This window comes from Luteimonas fraxinea (assembly GCF_021233355.1).
GTDB classification, from domain to species: domain Bacteria; phylum Pseudomonadota; class Gammaproteobacteria; order Xanthomonadales; family Xanthomonadaceae; genus Luteimonas; species Luteimonas fraxinea.
Genome location: NZ_CP089507.1, coordinates 667,795 through 685,740, shown reverse-complemented (window position 1 = coordinate 685,740; position 17,946 = coordinate 667,795). Strand labels below are relative to the sequence as shown.

The window sequence follows — 17,946 nt, the reverse complement described above, 5'->3', positions numbered from 1 at the left end:
AATAAGGGGCGGCTTGCGGGCCGCCCCTTCTTCAATCCCGATGTCGCGCACTCAGAATTTGTAGTTCACACCCACCAGATACGTGCGACCCCATTCGAGGTTCTCGAGCGGCCGGTCGCGCGTGCCGGCGTAGGTGCGGTAGGCCTCGTTGGTCAGGTTGTTGGCCTGCAGCAGCAGGGTCAGGCCGTCGAACGACGAGCCCTCGCCGAAGCTGTAGCTGATCTGCGCATCGGTGATGTTCTCGCCGACCACGTAGCGCAGCGTGCGCGCACCATCGAAGTTGCCGATCTCGCCGATGAAGTCCGAACGCCGACGCTGGCTCACACGCGCCTCGAACCCGTCGCGCTCGTAGTACGCCGTCAGGTTGTAGACGCGCTTGGACAGGCCCGGCAGGTCGATCGGACCGCTGCCGACGCTGTTGGCGCTTTCCGGATCGAAGATCTGGATGCTGCTGTCGTTGAAGCTGGCGCTGGCAACGATGCCGAAACCGCGCAGCGATTCGGTCCACAGATCGAACGGCAGCGAGGCCGTCAGCTCCAGACCGCGCAACGTGCCGCCTTCGCCGTTCTGCGGCGCGGTGAAGTTGCCGATGGTCTGCACCGGCGGCGAGTTCGGCGGCGGCACGTAGCTGGCGACGAAATCGGAGAAGTCGTAGTCGTCGCGCGTCTGCGTGTAGATGTAAGTGCGCAGGTCCTTGTAGAAGAACGCCGCGGCCACGTAGGCACGGTTGCCGAAGTACTTCTCCCACGACACGTCGAACGCGTAGGCGCGCCACGGATCGAGCAGCGGATTGCCGCCGCTGCCGCCGGGCCGGCCGGTCGCGGTGTCGACACCGAACTCCAGCGAGGAACGCAGCTGGTCGACGCGCGGGCGCGCAACCTGTTCCGCCAGACCCACGCGCAGCGTGTGCTCGCCCGGCAGCTGGAACGCGAGGTTCATGCTCGGCAGAACGTCGGTATATGTCTTGCCCGATTCGAACGGACGCACGTTGCTGCCGGGCGGCTGCGTCGAGTCGAAGAAGCGCGACGCGGACGACTGGTCGACGCGCTGGATCTGCACGCCGACGTTGCCGGTGACCGTGGTCGCGCCCCAGTCGGTGCTGAGGTTGGCGCGGGCGAAGGCGCTGGTGATCTTCTCGCTGACGGTCCAGGCCTTCGGGATCAGGTAATCGAGATCCTCGGTCGGCTCGAACACCATGTAGCGGGCGACCGCGGCCGGCACGTTCCAGGCCGGGATGTAACCGACGCCGGCGAAGCCCAGATCGACGAGTCCGTACTGCAGGTCGCTGGCGATGGCGGTGTCGCCCTGCGGGCCCAGATTGATGTTGCCCTCGGGCTGGCGCTTCGACTTCTCGCGGTCGGTGTGGTTGAGGCCGAAGTCGAAGTCGGCCAGCCACGCGATCGATTCCGGCGCGGGCACGGTCAGGCCGATGCGCGCGGCCTTGAGTTCGTCCTCGACCTGCGGGGTCTTGCCGTACCCCGAGCCGTAGATCGTGTTGGTCAGGAACAGCTGCTCGGGATTCGAGTAGTCGAGGCCCGGCGCGAGCTGGGTGAAATCATCGCGGCGGATGTCGAGCTCGATCGTGTCGAACGATGGATTCGGCAGACGCTGGGCATTGTTCTCTAGGCTGATCTCCGAGCGCTTGGCCTTCGACCAGCTGATGTCGGTGAACAGACGCGCGCGTTCGAAGTTGAACTCGTTGCTCCAGCCCACGGCCGAGATGCGGTCCTCGCGGTGGTTGTAGATGCCGCGCACCAGCGGGTACACGCCGCTCAGCGTGCCGCCGGCGAAGCTGCCGTTCTCGCTGGTGCGCACGTTGCTGTAGACGCATTCCGGATTGCACGGGAACGAGCCGTTGAACTGCGTGTTGACCTCGAACTGGTTCGCGGTGTCTTCCTGTTCGGCGCGCGAGTGGAACATGTCCAGCGTGCTGGTCCACGCGTTCGACGGCCGGAACTGCAGCGTCGCCATCACGCCGTCGCGCTTGGTGTAGCCGGTGCGACGCAGGGCCTTCATGCCGTCGGTGGCCCAGGTGCCGGGGGCCAGGCCGGGCCGTGCATCGGTCTTCCACGGTTCGTACAGACCGACCTGGTTCTCCTGGATCGGCGTATCGCTGTGCGAGTAACCGATCGAGAAGCCGAAGCGACGGTCCGCGGACTGGCCGATCCAGCTGCCGCTGATGCGGTTGCCGTAGGGGTCGGTCTTCGCCGCTTCGCCCAGCGAGTTGCGCTGGTAGCGGCCGTTGAGGGTGATGACCGACTCGTTGAAGTTCAGCGGCCGCACCGTCTGCATGTCCAGCGTGCCCGACAGGCCCTGGCCGAACAGGCCGGCGTCGGGCGTCTTGTACACGGTGACGCCGCTGACGAGTTCCGACGGGTACTGGTCGAACTCCACGCTGCGGTTGTCGCCGGTGCTGACCATTTCGCGGCCGTTGAGCAGCGTGGTCGCGAAGTCGGGCGACAGGCCGCGCACGCTGATCACCTGCGCGCGTCCGGCGACGCGCTGCGCCGACAGGCCGGGCAGGCGCGCGATCGATTCGGCGATGCTGACATCAGGCAGCTTGCCGATGTCCTCGGCGGAGACCGCTTCGACGATCGACGTCGCATCGCGCTTGATCGAGATCGCACTCTCGATGCCGCGACGGATGCCGGTGACCTTGACCGCATCGAGTTCGGTGGCCTCGTCCGCGGCGGCGGTGTTCGAGGAATTCGTAGTGGTCTGTGCGTGCGCGCCAGCGGCGAGCATCAGCAGTGCCGACGACAGCGCAGCACTGAGCAGGTTGCGATCGAGCTTCGACATCTCCCCTCCCAAGGGTGTCCGGCGGACAGCAGTGTTTCTTCGTTTGTGCCGTCGACGACCGCCGTGGGGGCAGGGCGTGGATCGGTTCGCGGCCATGGTAGTCGCGCGTTCGCCGACCGGACGCGCGCTGCATACGTATTCATTGCGTCGTGCCTGCAGTGATGCCATCGCGGGTGTCCGGGCTTGCGTCGCGTGGTGTTTCGGTGTCCACGGAAACCGTTCTCATCGTGCGCCGCTGCCGCGCGATCGAAACCATCGCGCATCGCCGACGACCGGCCCGTCGCGGCGCGTCCGTTAGCATCGCGGCATGTCTTCACCCCTGACCGCGCCACTCGCCGCCGCATTGCGCCGCTGGGTTCTGGGCGTGTTTCCGCGCGGGCAAAGCGGCATCGATTACGACGCGCCAGCGGGCGACCCCGGCTTGTTCGGGCCTGACAGCGGGACCTGGCGGGTGCATGCGGATTTCCCGGGCATGCTCGCCGGTGGCCTGTGCGCGTTGATGCTGCAGGCCTTGCATCCGCAGGTGCTCGCGGGCGTCTGGGACCATTCGGACTTCCGCGATGATCTCGTCGGCCGGCTGCGGCGCACGACCGGCTTCGTCGCCGGCACCTCGTTCGCCGGGACTGCGGAAGCGGAGCGGCTGATCACGCGGGTGCGCACGATCCACACGCACGTGCGTGGGACCACCGCCGACGGCACGCCGTACGCAGCGAACGATCCCGCGCTGCTGTCGTGGGTGCATGCCAGCGAGGCTTACGCATTCCTGCAGGGCTTCCGCACGTACGCCGGCGTCGAGATGCCGGTGTGGGCGCAGGACCGCTATTACGCCGAGGGCCATCGCGTCGCCGCTGCGCTGGGCGCGATCGAAATTCCGGCGAGCCGCGCGGCGATGGCGGCGTACTTCGATGCGGTGCGGCCGGCGCTGCGTTACGACGATCGCGCGCGCGAGGTGCTGCAGGTGCTGTCGCGCATCCGCCTGCCGGTGCCGGGCGCGGCGCTTTCGCGCGGCCTGTTTCTCGGTGCGGGCGCGGCGCTGCTGCCACCGTGGGCGGAGCGGATGCTGGGCATCACCACGCTGCAGCGTGCGCGGCATCGCGCCTGCGCACGTGCCCTGCGCGGCCTGGCGCCGCTGTTCCACATCGCGTTGCCCGATGGTGCGGGGGCGCGCGCCTGCAGGCGAGTGGGGGTGTCGCCGTCGATCCTGCGCACGTGGCCGCCACCCGAACCGACATCCGGCTGACTTCACGAACGAAGGAACCCTGAGCAAGCCCGTCATTCCCGCGAAGGCGGGAATCCACGGACTTCTGCATCGGTGTTCAAGGATTCTTCCTTGCGGGAATGGCGAGCAAGAACAGCTAGTTCAGAGCTCCCCCCAACCGAACGCTCAGTCGGCCGCATCCAATTCCGCGAAGTAGAGGCCGTGCGCAGGCAGCTGCAGCGTGCCGTGGTGCAGTTCGCCCATCGGCAGACCATGGCCGTCCAGCGGATGCGCGGCCTGTGTCGTACGCCATTCGACCGGCGCCGCCGACAAGTTGAACACGACGAGCACGCGCGCCGCGTCCCGCTCGCGTACGAAGGCCAGCACCGGTTCCGGCGTGTCCAGGAACGCGATGCTGCCGGTGCGCAGTGCAGGCTGCGTGCGCCGCCACTGCAGGAATCGGCGCGCATGCGCGAGCACCGAATCGCCGTCGGTGTCCTGAGCGGCCACGTTCTGCGCGCGATGCATTTCAGGAATCGGCAGCCACGGCGTGCCGGTCGAGAAACCCGCATCCGCATCGCCGGTCCACGGCATCGGCGTGCGGCAGCCGTCGCGGCCCTTGAAGTTCGGCCAGAAGGTGATGCCGTAGGGGTCGCGCAGCGCCTCATAGGGCACGTCCGCTTCCGCCAGGCCGAGTTCCTCGCCCTGGTACAGACACACCGAGCCGCGCAGCATGCACACCAGCGCGATCATCTGGATGGCAAACGCCGCGCCCGCGGTGCCGCCGCCCCAGCGCGTGACCGCACGCACCACGTCGTGGTTGGAGATCGCCCAGCACGGCCAGCCGTCCATCGCGGCTTCGAGGCGCTGCACGGTGTCGCGGATGTAGCCGGCACTGAAATCGTCGACCAGCAGCTCGAAGCTGTAGCCCATGTGCAGGCGGCCGGGGCTGGTGTATTCGGCCGTCGTCGCCAGTGAATCCTCCGACGAGATCTCGCCCAGCGCGGCGACGTCGGTGTAGCCGTCCATCAACACGCGCAGGCGTTCGATAAAGCCGATGTTCTCCGGCTGCGTGTTGTTGTACCAGTGGTACTGGAACGCATATGGATTGTCGGGCGAGAAGCCGCGGCCGATGCGTAGCGCCTCGGGCTTGGGCGGGTTGTCGCGCAGCTGCGCGTCGTGGAAACAGAAGTTGATCGAATCCAGACGGAAGCCGTCGACGCCGCGGTCGAGCCAGAAGCGCACGTAGTCGAGCGTCGCCTGCTGCACTTCGGGGTTGTGGAAGTTGAGGTCCGGCTGGCTCGACAGGAAATTGTGCAGGTAGTACTGCCGGCGCCGCGGCTCCCACTTCCACGCCGGGCCACCGAAGATCGACAGCCAGTTGTTCGGCGGCGTGCCATCGGGATTCGCATCGGCCCAGACGTACCAGTCGGCTTTGGGGTTGCCGCGCGACTCGCGACTTTCGCGGAACCACGCGTGCGCGTTCGAGGTGTGGCTGAAGACCTGGTCGATCATGACCTTCAGGCCCAGCGCATGCGCTTTGGCCAGCAGCGCGTCGAAATCGGCCAGGGTGCCGAACATCGGATCGACGTCGCACTGGTCGGCGATGTCGTAACCGAAGTCGTCCATCGGCGAGCGGAAGAACGGCGACACCCAGATCGCATCGACGCCGAGCGAGGCGACGTGATCCAGACGCGCGATGATGCCGGGCAGGTCGCCCACGCCATCGCCATTGCTGTCCATGAAGCTGCGCGGATAGATCTGGTAGATCACCGCACCGCGCCACCAGGGACTCTCGCTCATCGCCGCTCTCGTCTCGCGCCGGCCGGGCGCGCAGCGAAAGTAGTGCATCGCATGGCGCCGGCGAAAGCGCGTGATGCGCCTGCATGCGATGAATACGTATGCAGGTCGCGGCGCGTCGCGACACGCTCGTTACCATGCAGCCATGCACGCACCGGCGTTGGTGCGATGCAGCGGTCCTTGGGAGGGGAGTCGCAGCACATGCGCAACGCGAAACCGCAGCTGTCGTTCTGGCAGATCTGGAACATGTGTTTCGGCTTTCTGGGCATCCAGTTCGGATTCGCCCTGCAGAACGCCAACGTCAGCCGCATCTTCCAGACGCTCGGCGCGGACATGGAACAGGTGCCTGGTCTGTGGATCGCGGCGCCGCTGACCGGCCTGCTGGTGCAACCGGTGATCGGCTACTTCTCAGATCGCACGTGGACACGCCTCGGCCGCCGCCGCCCGTATTTCCTGTGGGGTGCGGTGTTCTCGACCGCGGCGCTGCTGGTGATGCCGAACTCGCCCGAACTGTGGATCGCGGCCGGCACGCTGTGGGTGCTCGACGCCTCGCTCAACGTGTCGATGGAGCCGTTCCGGGCCTTCGTCGGTGACCAGCTCGCGCCGAAGCAGCGGCCGACCGGCTATGCGATGCAAAGCTTCTTCATCGGCGTGGGTTCGGTCGTCGCCAGCGCGTTGCCGTTCGTGCTGGCGAAGTTCGGTGTCGCGAATACCGCGGGCCCCGGCGAAGTGCCCGACACCGTGCGTTACGCGTTCTACTTCGGCGGCGCCGTGCTGATCGGCGCGGTGCTGTGGACGGTGCTGCGCACGCGCGAGTACCCGCCCGAGGCGTTGGCCGCGTTCGACGATGCGCATCCGCCGGGCAGCGTGGCAGGCGCCGATGTGCCGGTGCCCGCGGCGATCGGTGGACTGCCGTGGTTGCTGGTCGGTATCGCCGGCGTGGCGCTGGTCTGGGCGATGGGCTGGGACCGCATGCTCTATGTGCTCGCCGCGCTGCCGCTGGCCTACGGTTTGTTGCGGTTGCTCGCAGTGGCGCTGGGCGGCGGCATGGTCGCCGCGATCGCCGGCGACCTGCATGCGATGCCGACGACGATGCGTCAGCTCGCAGTCGTGCAGTTCTTCTCGTGGTTCGGCCTGTTCGCGATGTGGATCTACACGACCGCCGCGGTCGCGCAGACCCACTACGGCACCACCGATCCGCAGTCCGCCGCCTACAACGAAGGCGCGAACTGGGTCGGCGTACTGTTCGCCGCCTACAACGGCTTCGCCGCGCTCGCGGCCGTCGCGATTCCGTGGATGGCGCGCCGCCTCGGCCTGCGCATGACCCATCTGGTGAACCTGTGGCTGGGCGGCGCGGGTCTGGTGTCGATCGCCTTCATCCGCGATCCGCAGTGGCTGCTGCTGTCGATGGCCGGCGTCGGCTTCGCCTGGGCCTCGATCCTGTCGCTGCCGTACGCGCTGCTGTCCGACAGCCTGCCCGCGCACAAGATGGGCGTGTACATGGGCATCTTCAATTTCTTCATCGTCATCCCGCAGCTGGTCGCGGTGAGCACGCTGGGCTTTCTGCTCGGCCAAGTGTTCGGCGGCGCGCCGATGCGCGTGCTGACGCTCGGCGGCGCGAGTCTGGCGATCGCCGGTCTGTGCGCGCTGCGCGTCTCCCGGCCGCTCTCGGAGCAGGTAGCGCGATGACATCGAAACCGAGGAGTGACCGCATGACCCGAGCGTTGACCGTCGCCATCGCCGCGCTGTTGACTGCGGCCTGCAGCCATGCCGGAGACGTCCGCGCCAGCGACACGCCTGCGGGCGATGCGCTCTACGGCACACGCGAGCCTTTCGCCGCGCACGCGGTCTATTTCGTCGTCACCGACCGCTTCGTCAACGGTGACACGTCGAACGACCAGCGCGAGCAGGGCGGCGCGCATCGCACGTTCGACATCCCGGTGCGATGCCCGGACGGCATCGACGGCAACATCGGCTATCTCGGTGGCGACTTCCGCGGCGTGCTCGACAACGCCGGCTACATCCGCGACATGGGCTTCGGAGCGGTGTGGATCACGCCGATCGTCGACAACCCGGACGAGGCCTTCACCGGTGGCGATCCGGTCGCCTGCGGCAGCTCGCTGACAGACCGCGGCAAGACCGGCTACCACGGGTACTGGGGCACGAATTTCTACGCGCTCGACGAGCATCTGCCGAGCGCCGATCTCGACTTCCGCGGCTTCACCGACGGCATGCGCGCGGCGGGGCTCAAGACCGTGCTCGACATCGTCGGCAATCACGGATCGCCTTCGTGGACGATGCCGACGCAGCAGCCCGGCTTCGGCCAGATCTTCGATGCCGGTGGCAAGCTGATCGCCGACCACCAGAACCTGCCGCCGCAGCAGCTCGATCCCAACGGCAACCCGCTGCACGCGTTCTACAACGCGACCGGCGTGGTCGATGCCAAGGACGGTTCGATCTTCGACGGCAACCTCGCCCAGCTGTCGGACTTCGACGCAGCCAATCCCGCGGTGTTCGAGTATCTCGCCGGCGCCTACGAACAGTGGATCGGGCAGGGCGCCGACGCGTTCCGCATCGACACCATCGCCTGGATGCCGCACGCGTTCTGGAAGCGCTTCGCCGACCGCATCCGCGGCCAGCACCCGGGCTTCTTCATGTTCGGCGAAGCCTTCGACTACAACGCCGACAAGATTGCAGAACACACCTGGACGCAGAATGGCGGCGTCAGCGTGCTCGACTTCCCGATGAAGCAGGCGATGGACGAGGTCTTCGCCGGCGATGCCGGCTTCGAGCGCCTCGCGCCGGCGCTGCACCTCGAACGTGGGCCGTATGCCAATCCCTACGATCTGGCGACCTTCTACGACAACCACGACATGCCACGTATGGCGGCCAGCGACACCGGCTTCATCGACGCGCACAACTGGCTGTTCACCGCGCGCGGCATTCCGGTCGTCTACTACGGCTCGGAAACCGGTTTCATGCGCGGCCGCGCCGAGCACGCCGGCAACCGCGCGTACTACGGACAGGATCGCGTCGACGCCGGCGCGCAGAGCCCGATCCATGCCGCACTGACCCGTATCGCGAATCTGCGCCGAGACACGCCGGCGTTGCAACGCGGCCTGCAGCTGGTGCTCGAGCTCGAGGGCGACCACGCAGCGTTCTATCGCGTGCTCGACGATGGTGATGCGCGCCAGACTGCGCTCGTGCTGCTCAACAAGGGTGAGGTGCCGTGGCAGGCGCGGTTGGAAGCGGCGCAGATCGCCGATGGCGTATGGCGCGATGCGATGGACGCCGGGAATGTGACAGCCGAGCGCGGGGTGTCGCTGGACGTGCCGGCGCACGGCGTCCGGGTGCTGCTGCGCGACGAGATCGCAGTGCCGCCCGCGCTGCGTACGCGACTGCACACGACGATGGACCGGCGCCTGGGCGGGCCCGACGCCGCCACCGACTGACCGGGCGTGCGACCCGGCGGGCGATCACCGCCGCGCCGTCGACTCCCGCACCACCAGCGACGTCGGCATCCGCAGACTCTCCGCCGGCTCGCCGATGACCAGTTTCATCAGGGTGTCGACCAGCAACTCGCCCGCGGTCAGCGTGTCCTGCACCACCGTCGTCAGCGCCGGCGTGGTCATACGCGCGGCAGGGATGTCGTCGAAGCCGGCGATCGCGATATCGTCGGGCATCCGCAATCCATGCTCGGCGAATGCGCGCATCGCGCCGATCGCGATCAGATCACTCGCCGCGAACACCGCATCGAACGGCAGGCCACGCCGCAGCAGCTCGGTCGCCGCTGCATGGCCCGACTCCTCCGCGCTCTCGGCATCGACCTGCAGCGCGCGCTCCATCGGCAGGCCGCGCGTGTGCAGCGCCGACTCGCACCCCAGCCAGCGATCCAGGAACTCGGGATAGCGGCTGGACGCGTCGCCGAGAAACGCGATGCGCCGATGCCCCAGATCGACGAGATGCGCGCCCACCAGCGCACCGCCGCCGGCGTTGTCGCAGCCGATCGAAATGCCGGGCTGCCCCGGCAGCACCGCGCCCCAGCGCACGAACTGCGTCCCCTGTTCGACCAGCGTGCGCAGCTTGCCCTGGTAGGCGAGGTAGTCGCCGTAACCGAGCAGGATCAGCCCGTCGGCCTTGTGGCTGTCGCCGTAATCGGCGTGCCAGTCGTCGGAGAGCTGCTGGAACGAGATCAACAGATCCTGCCCGTGCCGCGCGCACGCGCGGGTGATCGAGCCGAGCATCGGCAGGAAGAACGGATTGATATGCGACTGGTCGCTGGTCGGATCCTCGAACAATAACAGCGCGAGCGTGGCCGACTGCTGCCGGCGCAGGTTGGACGCGTTCTTGTCGACCTTGTAATTCAACTCCCGCGCGATCCCGAGGATGCGCTCACGCGTCTCGCAGTTGACCGACGGATGACCCCGCAATGCGCGCGAGACAGTCGGCTGCGACACGCCGGCGAGGTGCGCGATGTCCAGCGAAGTCGATTTGCCCTTGATGGTCATCGGCCCAGGTGGGACAGAGCGAAGGAGTAGGGGGATGTCGGCATTCACTGCTCCGGAATGGATGCCATGGGCACACAGGTTAACGAATCACCACAGCCGGCAATCGCAAACGGAAACTGAAATTTCAGAATAATCTCAAAGCACTTCTGAAGGGAGTCGTGAGGAGCCATTTCTCACAACGTGCTCGTGAGGCGATTCCGAAAAGTGCAGAGAAAAGCCGGACATTGCATACGGCTATCCGTAGCGTTGATCGACGGCGCCGCGAAAAATCCTTGTCGCGCTGATGCCAATTTGCGTGACGCGCCACATTAATAGGCGCCTCCTTTGAGAATAGTCTCAAAGTACCGGAATCACAGTGTTTTTGTGCGATTGATCATATGACTTTCCAAATCCGCTCGATATAAATGGGGCCGAAAGGGGCGGTGCGGATCGCGCAGGTGATCCGCTCGGATTGTGCTTCACCACTGCCCTCGGCCTGATTCGAACGCGTCAGATAGGGAGTGGACATGGTCAGTACTGCGACGGTGGTGGTGAAAGCAACGGGTGCGACGCGCGAGGTTCCGACCAGCGCGCCCATCGTGCTCGACGCGGCGTCCACGGTGAGGTTGCAGATCGATCCGGACAATGTCCGTACGATCTCCCGCGCCGGTGTGGAAGGCCGGGATCTGGTGATCGTGCTGGACGATGGCACCCAGATCGTCGTGTCCAATTATTTCGTGGCCGATGACGCTGGCACGCTCAGCGAACTCGTGCTCGAAGATGCAACGGGTGCGCAGTGGTGGCTGCGTGACGATCCCGATACCGGCGGGTTCATGCTGGTCGGCAGCGAGACCATTCCCGTGGCGTCCGCGCTCACCGCGTCCGATGGCGCGGCCGTCGTCGCCGCGGGAGAGGGTGGCCCCTCCGCGCTGGCGATCGGTCTCGGTGTGGGCGCCCTGGCGCTCGGTGCCGCGGCTGCCGGTGGCGGCGGAGGCGGCGGTTCGGGCGGGACGACCCCGACACCGCCCGCGCCCCCTCCGCCGGATACCACGCCGCCCGCACGCCCGACCGCGCAGATCAATGCGACCGGCAGTACCGTCAGTGGCACTGCCGAGCCGGCGTCGAATGTCCGTGTCTACGATGCAGGTGGGAATGTCATCGGTTCGGCCCGTGCCGACGGCAGTGGCAACTACACGATCACACTCAATCCGCCCCGCGTTGCAGGCGAGCAGTTGACGGTCACGGCGACCGACGCCGCCGGCAATGAATCTGCGCCGATCGGACTGACCGCGCCCGATCTCACCGACAACGACGCGCCGGATGCACCGACTGCCGTGATCAACGCCGCAGGCGACGCGGTGAGCGGCACCGCAGAGGCGGGCGCCACGGTCAACGTCTATGACGCCGATGGCAACGTCATCGGTACCGGTGTTGCCGGTGCGGACGGCCGCTACACGATCGCGCTCGACCCGCCGCTTGTTGCAGGTGAGGCGCTTACCGTCACCGCGACCGATGCCGCCGGCAACGAGTCCGCGCCGGTCTCACTCAACGCGCCGGATCTCACCGACACCATTCCACCCGACGCCCCCACTGCAGTCATCAACGCTGCCGGCGACACCGTGAGCGGCAGCGCCGAGGTTGGCGCGACGGTCAATGTCTACGACGCGGATGGCAACGTCATCGGCACCGGCATCGTGGGCACGGATGGGCGCTACACGATTGCACTCGACCCGCCGTTGATCGCGGGCGAGGCGCTGACGGTGACCGCGACCGATGCGGCCGGCAATGAATCCGATCCGATCGCGTTGACGGCGCCGGATCTGACCGACGTTGTTCCGCCTGATGCCCCGACCGCCGTGATCAACGGCACCGGCGACGCTGTCAGCGGCACGGCAGAAGTCGGCGCCACGGTCAACGTGTACGACGCGGATGGCAATGTCATCGGCACCGGCGTCGCGGGTACGGACGGTCGCTACACAATCGGGCTCGATCCTGCGCTGACAGCAGGCGAAGCGTTGACGGTGACTGCGACCGACGCGGCCGGCAACGAGTCCGCGCCGATCGCGCTGACAGCGCCGGATCTGACTGACATCATCCCGCCCGACGCACCGACCGCTGTGATCAATGGCGCCGGCGACGCTGTCAGCGGCACCGCGGAGGTCGGCGCCACGGTCAACGTGTATGACGCCGATGGCAACGTCATCGGCACCGGCATCGCGGGCACAGATGGGCGTTACACAATTGCGCTCGACCCTGCGCTGATCGCAGGTGAAGCGCTCACGGTCACGGCGACCGACGCGGCCGGCAACGAGTCCGCGCCGATAGCGCTGACGGCACCGGATCTGACCGACGTTATTCCGCCTGATGCCCCGACCGCCGTGATCAACGGCACCGGCGACGCTGTCAGCGGCACGGCAGAAGTCGGCGCCACGGTCAACGTGTACGACGCGGATGGCAACGTCATTGGTACCGGCGTCGCGGGTACGGACGGTCGCTACTCGATCGGGCTCGATCCTGCGCTGACTGCAGGCGAAGTGTTGACGGTGACTGCGACCGACGCGGCCGGCAACGAGTCCGCGCCGATCGAGCTGACAGCGCCGGATCTGACTGACATCATCCCGCCTGACGCACCGACCGCTGTGATCAATGGCACCGGCGACGCTGTCAGCGGCACCGCGGAGGTCGGCGCGACAGTCAATGTGTACGACGTCGATGGCAACGTCATCGGCACCGGCATCGCGGGCACGGATGGGCGCTACACGATCGCGCTCGCGCCGCCGTTGATCGCAGGCGAAGCGCTCACCGTCACTGCGACTGACGCATCCGGGAACGAGTCGGCACCGATCGCGCTGACTGCCCCCGATCTGACCGACATCACGGCGCCCGAACCGCCGACTGCTGCCATCAGCGCCGCGGGCGATGCGGTGACGGGTACTGCCGAGATCGGCTCGACGGTGAATGTCTACGACGCCGACGGCAACGTCATCGGCACTGGTGTGGCCGGCACGAATGGCCGATACACCATTGCGCTCGATCCGCCGTTGATCGCTGGCGAAGTGCTGACGGTCACCGCGTCCGATGCAGCCGGAAACGAATCCGGTCCGACGTCGGTGACGGCACCGGATCTGTCGGATGTCGATGTTCCAGCGTCGCCGACTGCAGCCGTCAGTGCGGCGGGCGACTCGGTGAGTGGTAACGCCGAGGCAGGCGCGACCGTCACGGTCTATGACGCCGACGGCAATGTGCTGGGCACGATCGATGCGGGTCTGGACGGTGCTTACACGATTCCACTGGATCCGCCTTTGACGGCGGGTGAGCAGCTGTCGGTCACGGCGACCAACGCAGGCGGCGAATCCTACCCAACGACGATCTTCGCGCCTGATCTGACCGACACCGACGCGCCGGACGCACCGACTGCGGTGATCAACGATGGGGGCGACACCGTCAGCGGTCTTGCCGAGGCAGGCGCGACAGTCGAGGTGCGCAATGCCGCCGGCGATCTACTGGGCACCGGCGCTGCCGGCACCGATGGACGCTATTCGATCACGCTCGATCCGCCGCTGACCGCGGGCGAGCAGTTGCTGGTGACTGCGATCGATGGCGCCGGCAATGTATCGGATCCGACCGCGTTGACTGCGCCGGATCTGACGGACGTCGACGCGCCCGCTGCACCGAGTGCGGTGATCAATGACACGGGCGATACGGTCAGTGGTCTTGCCGAGGCAGGTGCAAGAGTCGAGGTGCGGAGTGCGGCCGGTGATCTCCTGGGATCCGGCACTGCCGGTACTGACGGGCGCTACACGATCACACTCGATCCACCGTTGACCGCGGGCGAGCAACTGCTGGTGACTGCAATCGACGGCGCCGGCAATGTGTCGGATCCGACCGCGTTGACGGCGCCGGATCTGACCGATGTCGACGCGCCCGCGGCTCCGAGCGCGGCGATCAACGACACGGGCGATACGGTCACGGGTCTTGCCGAGGCCGGCGCGACCGTCGAAGTGCGCAACGCAGCTGGCGATCTTCTGGGATCCGGTGCTGCAGGCACGGATGGGCGCTACACGATCGCGCTCGATCCACCGTTGACCGCGGGCGAACAGTTGCTGGTGACCGCGATCGACGGCGCCGGCAATATTTCGGATCCGACTGCGCTGACGGCGCCGGATCTGACCGACGTCGAAGCGCCTGCGGCACCGAGCGCGGTGATCAACGACACGGGCGACACCGTCAGTGGTCTCGCCGAGGCAGGTGCGCGAGTCGAGGTGCGGAACACGGCTGGTGATCTCCTGGGGTTTGGCGCTGCCGGTACTGACGGGCGCTACTCGATCACGCTCGATCCGCCGCTGACCGCAGGCGAGCAGTTGCTGGTGACGGCGATCGACGGCGCCGGCAATATTTCGGATCCGACCGCAGTGACAGCGCCGGATCTGACCGACGTCGACGCGCCTGCGGCGCCGAGCGCGGCGATCAACGACACGGGCGATACGGTCAGTGGTCTTGCCGAAGCGGGCGCGACGGTCGAAGTGCGGAATGCGGCTGGTGATCTCCTGGGGTCCGGCGCCGCCGGTACCGATGGTCGCTACACGATCACGCTCGATCCGCCGCTGATCGCGGGCGAGCAGTTGCTGGTGACCGCGATCGACGGTGCAGGCAATGTGTCGGATCCGACCGCATTGACCGCGCCGGATCTGACCGACGTCGATGCGCCGCCCGCTCCGACGGCAGCGATCAACGATGCGGGCGACACCGTCAGCGGACAGGCCGAAGCGGGTTCGACCGTCACGGTGTCTGTGGGCGATGTCGTCGTTGGTACGGCAGTGGCCGGCACCGGCGGCGCCTATACGATTGGTCTCGCCCCACCGCTGACCGCGGGTGAGCAGTTGTCGGTCACTGCGACGGATGCCGCAGGCAATGTCTCCGATCCCACGCTGATCACTGCACCGGTCATCATCGACGAAGAAGCACCGTTGCCGCCGACGGCGACGATCAGTGATGACGGCGCAACGGTCAGTGGAAACGCCGAAGCGCTTTCCACCGTCAGGGTGTACGCCGTGGGTGGCGGGCTTCTGGGCACCGCCACTGCCGATGCGGATGGCGCTTACTCGATCTCGCTCACGCCGCCCCTGATCGCAGGCGAGGCACTGGAAGTCACGGCAACCGACGCGGCGGGTAACGAGTCTGATCCGACGGCGCTGGTGGCGCCCGTCGTTCCCGATACGGAAGCGCCGCCACCGCCGACCGCGAGCATCAGCGGTGACGGCGTCACCGTGAGCGGCACCGCCGAGCCCGATTCCACGGTACGGGTCTATAACGCAGCGGGATCCGAGCTGGGCATGGCGACCGCCACGGCCGCTGGCGCATATTCCATCACGCTCGATCCGCCGCTCACCGCAGGCGAGCAGCTGACGGTGACCGCGACCGACGCGGCCGGCAACGAGTCGGATGAGACCCCGCTGCAGGCGCCGGACCTGTCCGACAACGAGGCACCCCTGCCCCCGACTGCCAGCATCAGTGCAGAAGGTGATGTGGTCAGTGGCACGGCCGAGGAGGGCTCCACCGTCACGGTGCGTGATCTGGACAACAACGTGCTCGGCTCCATCGTGGCCGGTCCTGGCGGTAGCTACAGCATCACGCTCACGCCGCCGCTGACCGGAGGCGAACGACTGTCGGTGACTGCGACCGATCTTGCTGGCAATGTTTCCGATCCGACTCTGCTCAACGCGCCGAACCTGTCGGACGACATCATCGCCTACGACGACATCGTGTCGGCGAACCTGGATCTGCAGCCTGCGACCGAGAATGTTGCGCTTGGTTCGGTGGGGTATCTCGCGCTTGTGTCGCTCAGTGCCCTGAATCTGCAGGCCACGGTGCTCGGCACCGCGAACGTGTCGTTCTCGGTCGAGCAGGGACACTCGCTCGACGCGGTCTTCGATTACAGCGCGCTGCTGAGCCTGGGTGTCCTGGGCAATTACCAGGTCGTTGTGCAGCGCTGGGACGGCACGCAGTGGACGGGCGTCGGCGGAACCGGCCAGGCCACGCTGCTGGAGCTCAATCTGCTGACGGGTGTCGCCCGTGCAGAAGCGCCGGATCTTGGACCCGGTGAGTATCGGGCGTTCATGACCTTCAACGGGATCGGTGTCGGTGTGCTGGGCGCCCTGTCGGTCGGCGGCGTCGAGTCCGACTTCACGGTCATCGCAGACGTGGACGGCACTGCGGTCAGCGGCAATGTCGTCACCGATGGCGCCGGCGATGTGGTGACGCCGACCACGGCCGTGCAGAGCGTCAACGGCCAGGCGGTAGAAGCCACCGCGACGACGGTGGTCGGGGCTTATGGCGTACTGACCATCGATTCAACGGGCGCCTACACCTACGTGCCGAACGAACTGGCCGGGAATATCGGACAGGTCGACCAGTTCACCTACACGCTGTTCGATTCGGTCACCGGCAACACGTCGACTGCGACGTTGTATGTCCGCATCGACAGTGCCGATGTGAATCTGACCTGGGACGACGCAGCCCCGGGTGCGCCCGCGACGTTCGATTTCGCGGCTACGGGCGATAACGGCACCGCTGGGGTCGAGTTCGCCAACGTCACCGGCGACCTGTACGACGCCAGTGCCAATCTTGTGCTCACGTTATTCAATCCGGTCCGGACGTACAGCAGTCAAGCGTTCACTGTGACCGACAACATGGATGTATCTGGCACTGCGAGTGTGAATATGCTCGCGTCGGTGCTGTCAAATGGCTCCCTCGCGCTCCAGCAGCAGACCACGACAGGCGCGTGGGTGAACGTGGCAGTGGTGAACTACAACCTCCTGCTCGCCGTTCTAGGTCCCGTCGCCACGATCGATCTCGCGACGCTGGACCTCGGCGCTGGCACCTACAGGTTCCGCGCATCAGTCGGCGGTCTGGTAGGTGTCAATGCGAACGTCAACATCGACGTCAACGCCACGTACCTCGACCAGTTCGAAGTGGCCAGTGTCGACAACGCCACTGGCAATCTGCTGGCCAACGATGTACCGGGCTCCAGCTTCACCCAGCTGCAGGTCTTCAACAGCGCGACAGGCACCTACGTCGATGTCGACGGAGGCGCGACTGTCACCATCCAGGGCCAGTACGGTTCGCTCACGGTCGATGCCGGCGGAAACTACGTCTACAGCCCGGCGGAAAACGTCGGTCACTTCAACCAGCCGGTGTCGGAAACCTTCGAGTACCGTTTGTTGCATCCCACCGGTCAGTTCTCGGACGGCGAACTCGTGGTCACCGTCGAGCCTGGTGGTGCTGGTGTGCTGGCGTCTGCCGACACGTTCGATCTCGAATCGCTCGCGGCCGAGGATGCGCAGGCCGTATTCGACGCGGAAGCCGGCGACGGGACATCGAGCGATTACGACGTCTCCTCGCTGTTCGAGACCATGGGCAACGAGGCGCCCCTGTTCGTGCGGGGCGCGGGCGACGAGGTCATCGCGCTCGATGCGCCCCGCGTCTCCGAGTTCGCCAGCGCGCCGATGTGGGAGGTCGAATACGGTGTTCCACTGCGGCAGGAAGACGATACCGACACGCTCCTGTTGCAGCACTCGACCAGCGCGCTGTGACCATCCGTTCTGTAAGCGGAATGTGCGTGGACGCAGGGGCGCCGGCCCGGTCGTGCAGACCGGGCCGACG

Annotated in this window: 8 protein-coding genes; 4 read left to right on the top strand and 4 right to left on the bottom strand. The window is 66.7% G+C overall.

Annotated elements, in window-relative coordinates; genetic code table 11:
* Nucleotides 1-51: 51 nt before the first annotated feature.
* Entirely contained in the window at nt 52-2,799 is a 2,748-nt protein-coding gene (locus tag LU699_RS02960) for a TonB-dependent receptor (RefSeq protein WP_232134594.1), read from the bottom strand.
* 307 nt (nt 2,800-3,106) lie between these two features.
* Here LU699_RS02960 and LU699_RS02955 point away from each other — a divergent pair, with 307 nt between their 5' ends.
* Nucleotides 3,107-4,039, top strand: a complete 933-nt coding sequence (locus LU699_RS02955; protein WP_232134595.1) for an oxygenase MpaB family protein — start codon at nt 3,107-3,109, stop codon at nt 4,037-4,039.
* Between the two features lie 144 nt (nt 4,040-4,183).
* Here LU699_RS02955 and LU699_RS02950 read toward each other — a convergent pair whose 3' ends face one another.
* Nucleotides 4,184-5,800, bottom strand: coding sequence for an alpha-glucosidase (locus LU699_RS02950; RefSeq protein ID WP_232134596.1), 1,617 nt, complete (start codon nt 5,798-5,800; stop codon nt 4,184-4,186).
* Nucleotides 5,801-5,998: 198 nt separating this feature from the next.
* Here LU699_RS02950 and LU699_RS02945 point away from each other — a divergent pair, with 198 nt between their 5' ends.
* Together LU699_RS02945 and LU699_RS02940 are read left to right on the top strand one after the other, a co-directional pair.
* Nucleotides 5,999-7,486, top strand: a complete 1,488-nt coding sequence (locus tag LU699_RS02945) for an MFS transporter (protein WP_232134597.1) — start codon at nt 5,999-6,001, stop codon at nt 7,484-7,486.
* Nucleotides 7,487-7,509: 23 nt separating this feature from the next.
* Nucleotides 7,510-9,249, top strand: coding sequence for an alpha-amylase family glycosyl hydrolase (locus LU699_RS02940; protein ID WP_232134598.1), 1,740 nt, complete (start codon nt 7,510-7,512; stop codon nt 9,247-9,249).
* A gap of 24 nt (nt 9,250-9,273) precedes the next feature.
* Here LU699_RS02940 and LU699_RS02935 read toward each other — a convergent pair whose 3' ends face one another.
* Both LU699_RS02935 and LU699_RS18300 read right to left on the bottom strand, forming a co-directional pair.
* Nucleotides 9,274-10,305, bottom strand: coding sequence for a LacI family DNA-binding transcriptional regulator (locus LU699_RS02935; RefSeq protein ID WP_232134599.1), 1,032 nt, complete (start codon nt 10,303-10,305; stop codon nt 9,274-9,276).
* Nucleotides 10,306-10,678: 373 nt separating this feature from the next.
* Nucleotides 10,679-10,813 carry a hypothetical protein gene (locus LU699_RS18300; protein ID WP_268738623.1) on the bottom strand — a complete coding sequence of 45 codons (135 nt, stop codon included), beginning with the start codon at nt 10,811-10,813 and terminating at the stop codon, nt 10,679-10,681.
* On the opposite strand from LU699_RS18300, the gene LU699_RS02930 reads away from it, so the two are divergent.
* Complete coding sequence (locus LU699_RS02930; protein ID WP_232134600.1) at nt 10,812-17,876, top strand: BapA/Bap/LapF family large adhesin; 7,065 nt, start codon at nt 10,812-10,814, stop codon at nt 17,874-17,876. The genes LU699_RS18300 and LU699_RS02930 overlap by 2 nt on opposite strands.
* The last annotated feature ends 70 nt before the right edge of the window (nt 17,877-17,946 follow it).

What these genes read in the sequence shown, in the direction of transcription:
- LU699_RS02930 (WP_232134600.1), top strand. Translation starts at nt 10,812, where the DNA reads ATGGTCAGTACTGCGACGGTGGTGGTGAAAGCAACGGGTGCGACGCGC.
- LU699_RS18300 (WP_268738623.1), bottom strand. Translation starts at nt 10,813, where the DNA reads ATGTCCACTCCCTATCTGACGCGTTCGAATCAGGCCGAGGGCAGTGGT.
- LU699_RS02935 (WP_232134599.1), bottom strand. Translation starts at nt 10,305, where the DNA reads ATGACCATCAAGGGCAAATCGACTTCGCTGGACATCGCGCACCTCGCC.
- LU699_RS02945 (WP_232134597.1), top strand. Translation starts at nt 5,999, where the DNA reads ATGCGCAACGCGAAACCGCAGCTGTCGTTCTGGCAGATCTGGAACATG.
- LU699_RS02955 (WP_232134595.1), top strand. Translation starts at nt 3,107, where the DNA reads ATGTCTTCACCCCTGACCGCGCCACTCGCCGCCGCATTGCGCCGCTGG.
- LU699_RS02940 (WP_232134598.1), top strand. Translation starts at nt 7,510, where the DNA reads ATGACCCGAGCGTTGACCGTCGCCATCGCCGCGCTGTTGACTGCGGCC.
- LU699_RS02960 (WP_232134594.1), bottom strand. Translation starts at nt 2,799, where the DNA reads ATGTCGAAGCTCGATCGCAACCTGCTCAGTGCTGCGCTGTCGTCGGCA.
- LU699_RS02950 (WP_232134596.1), bottom strand. Translation starts at nt 5,800, where the DNA reads ATGAGCGAGAGTCCCTGGTGGCGCGGTGCGGTGATCTACCAGATCTAT.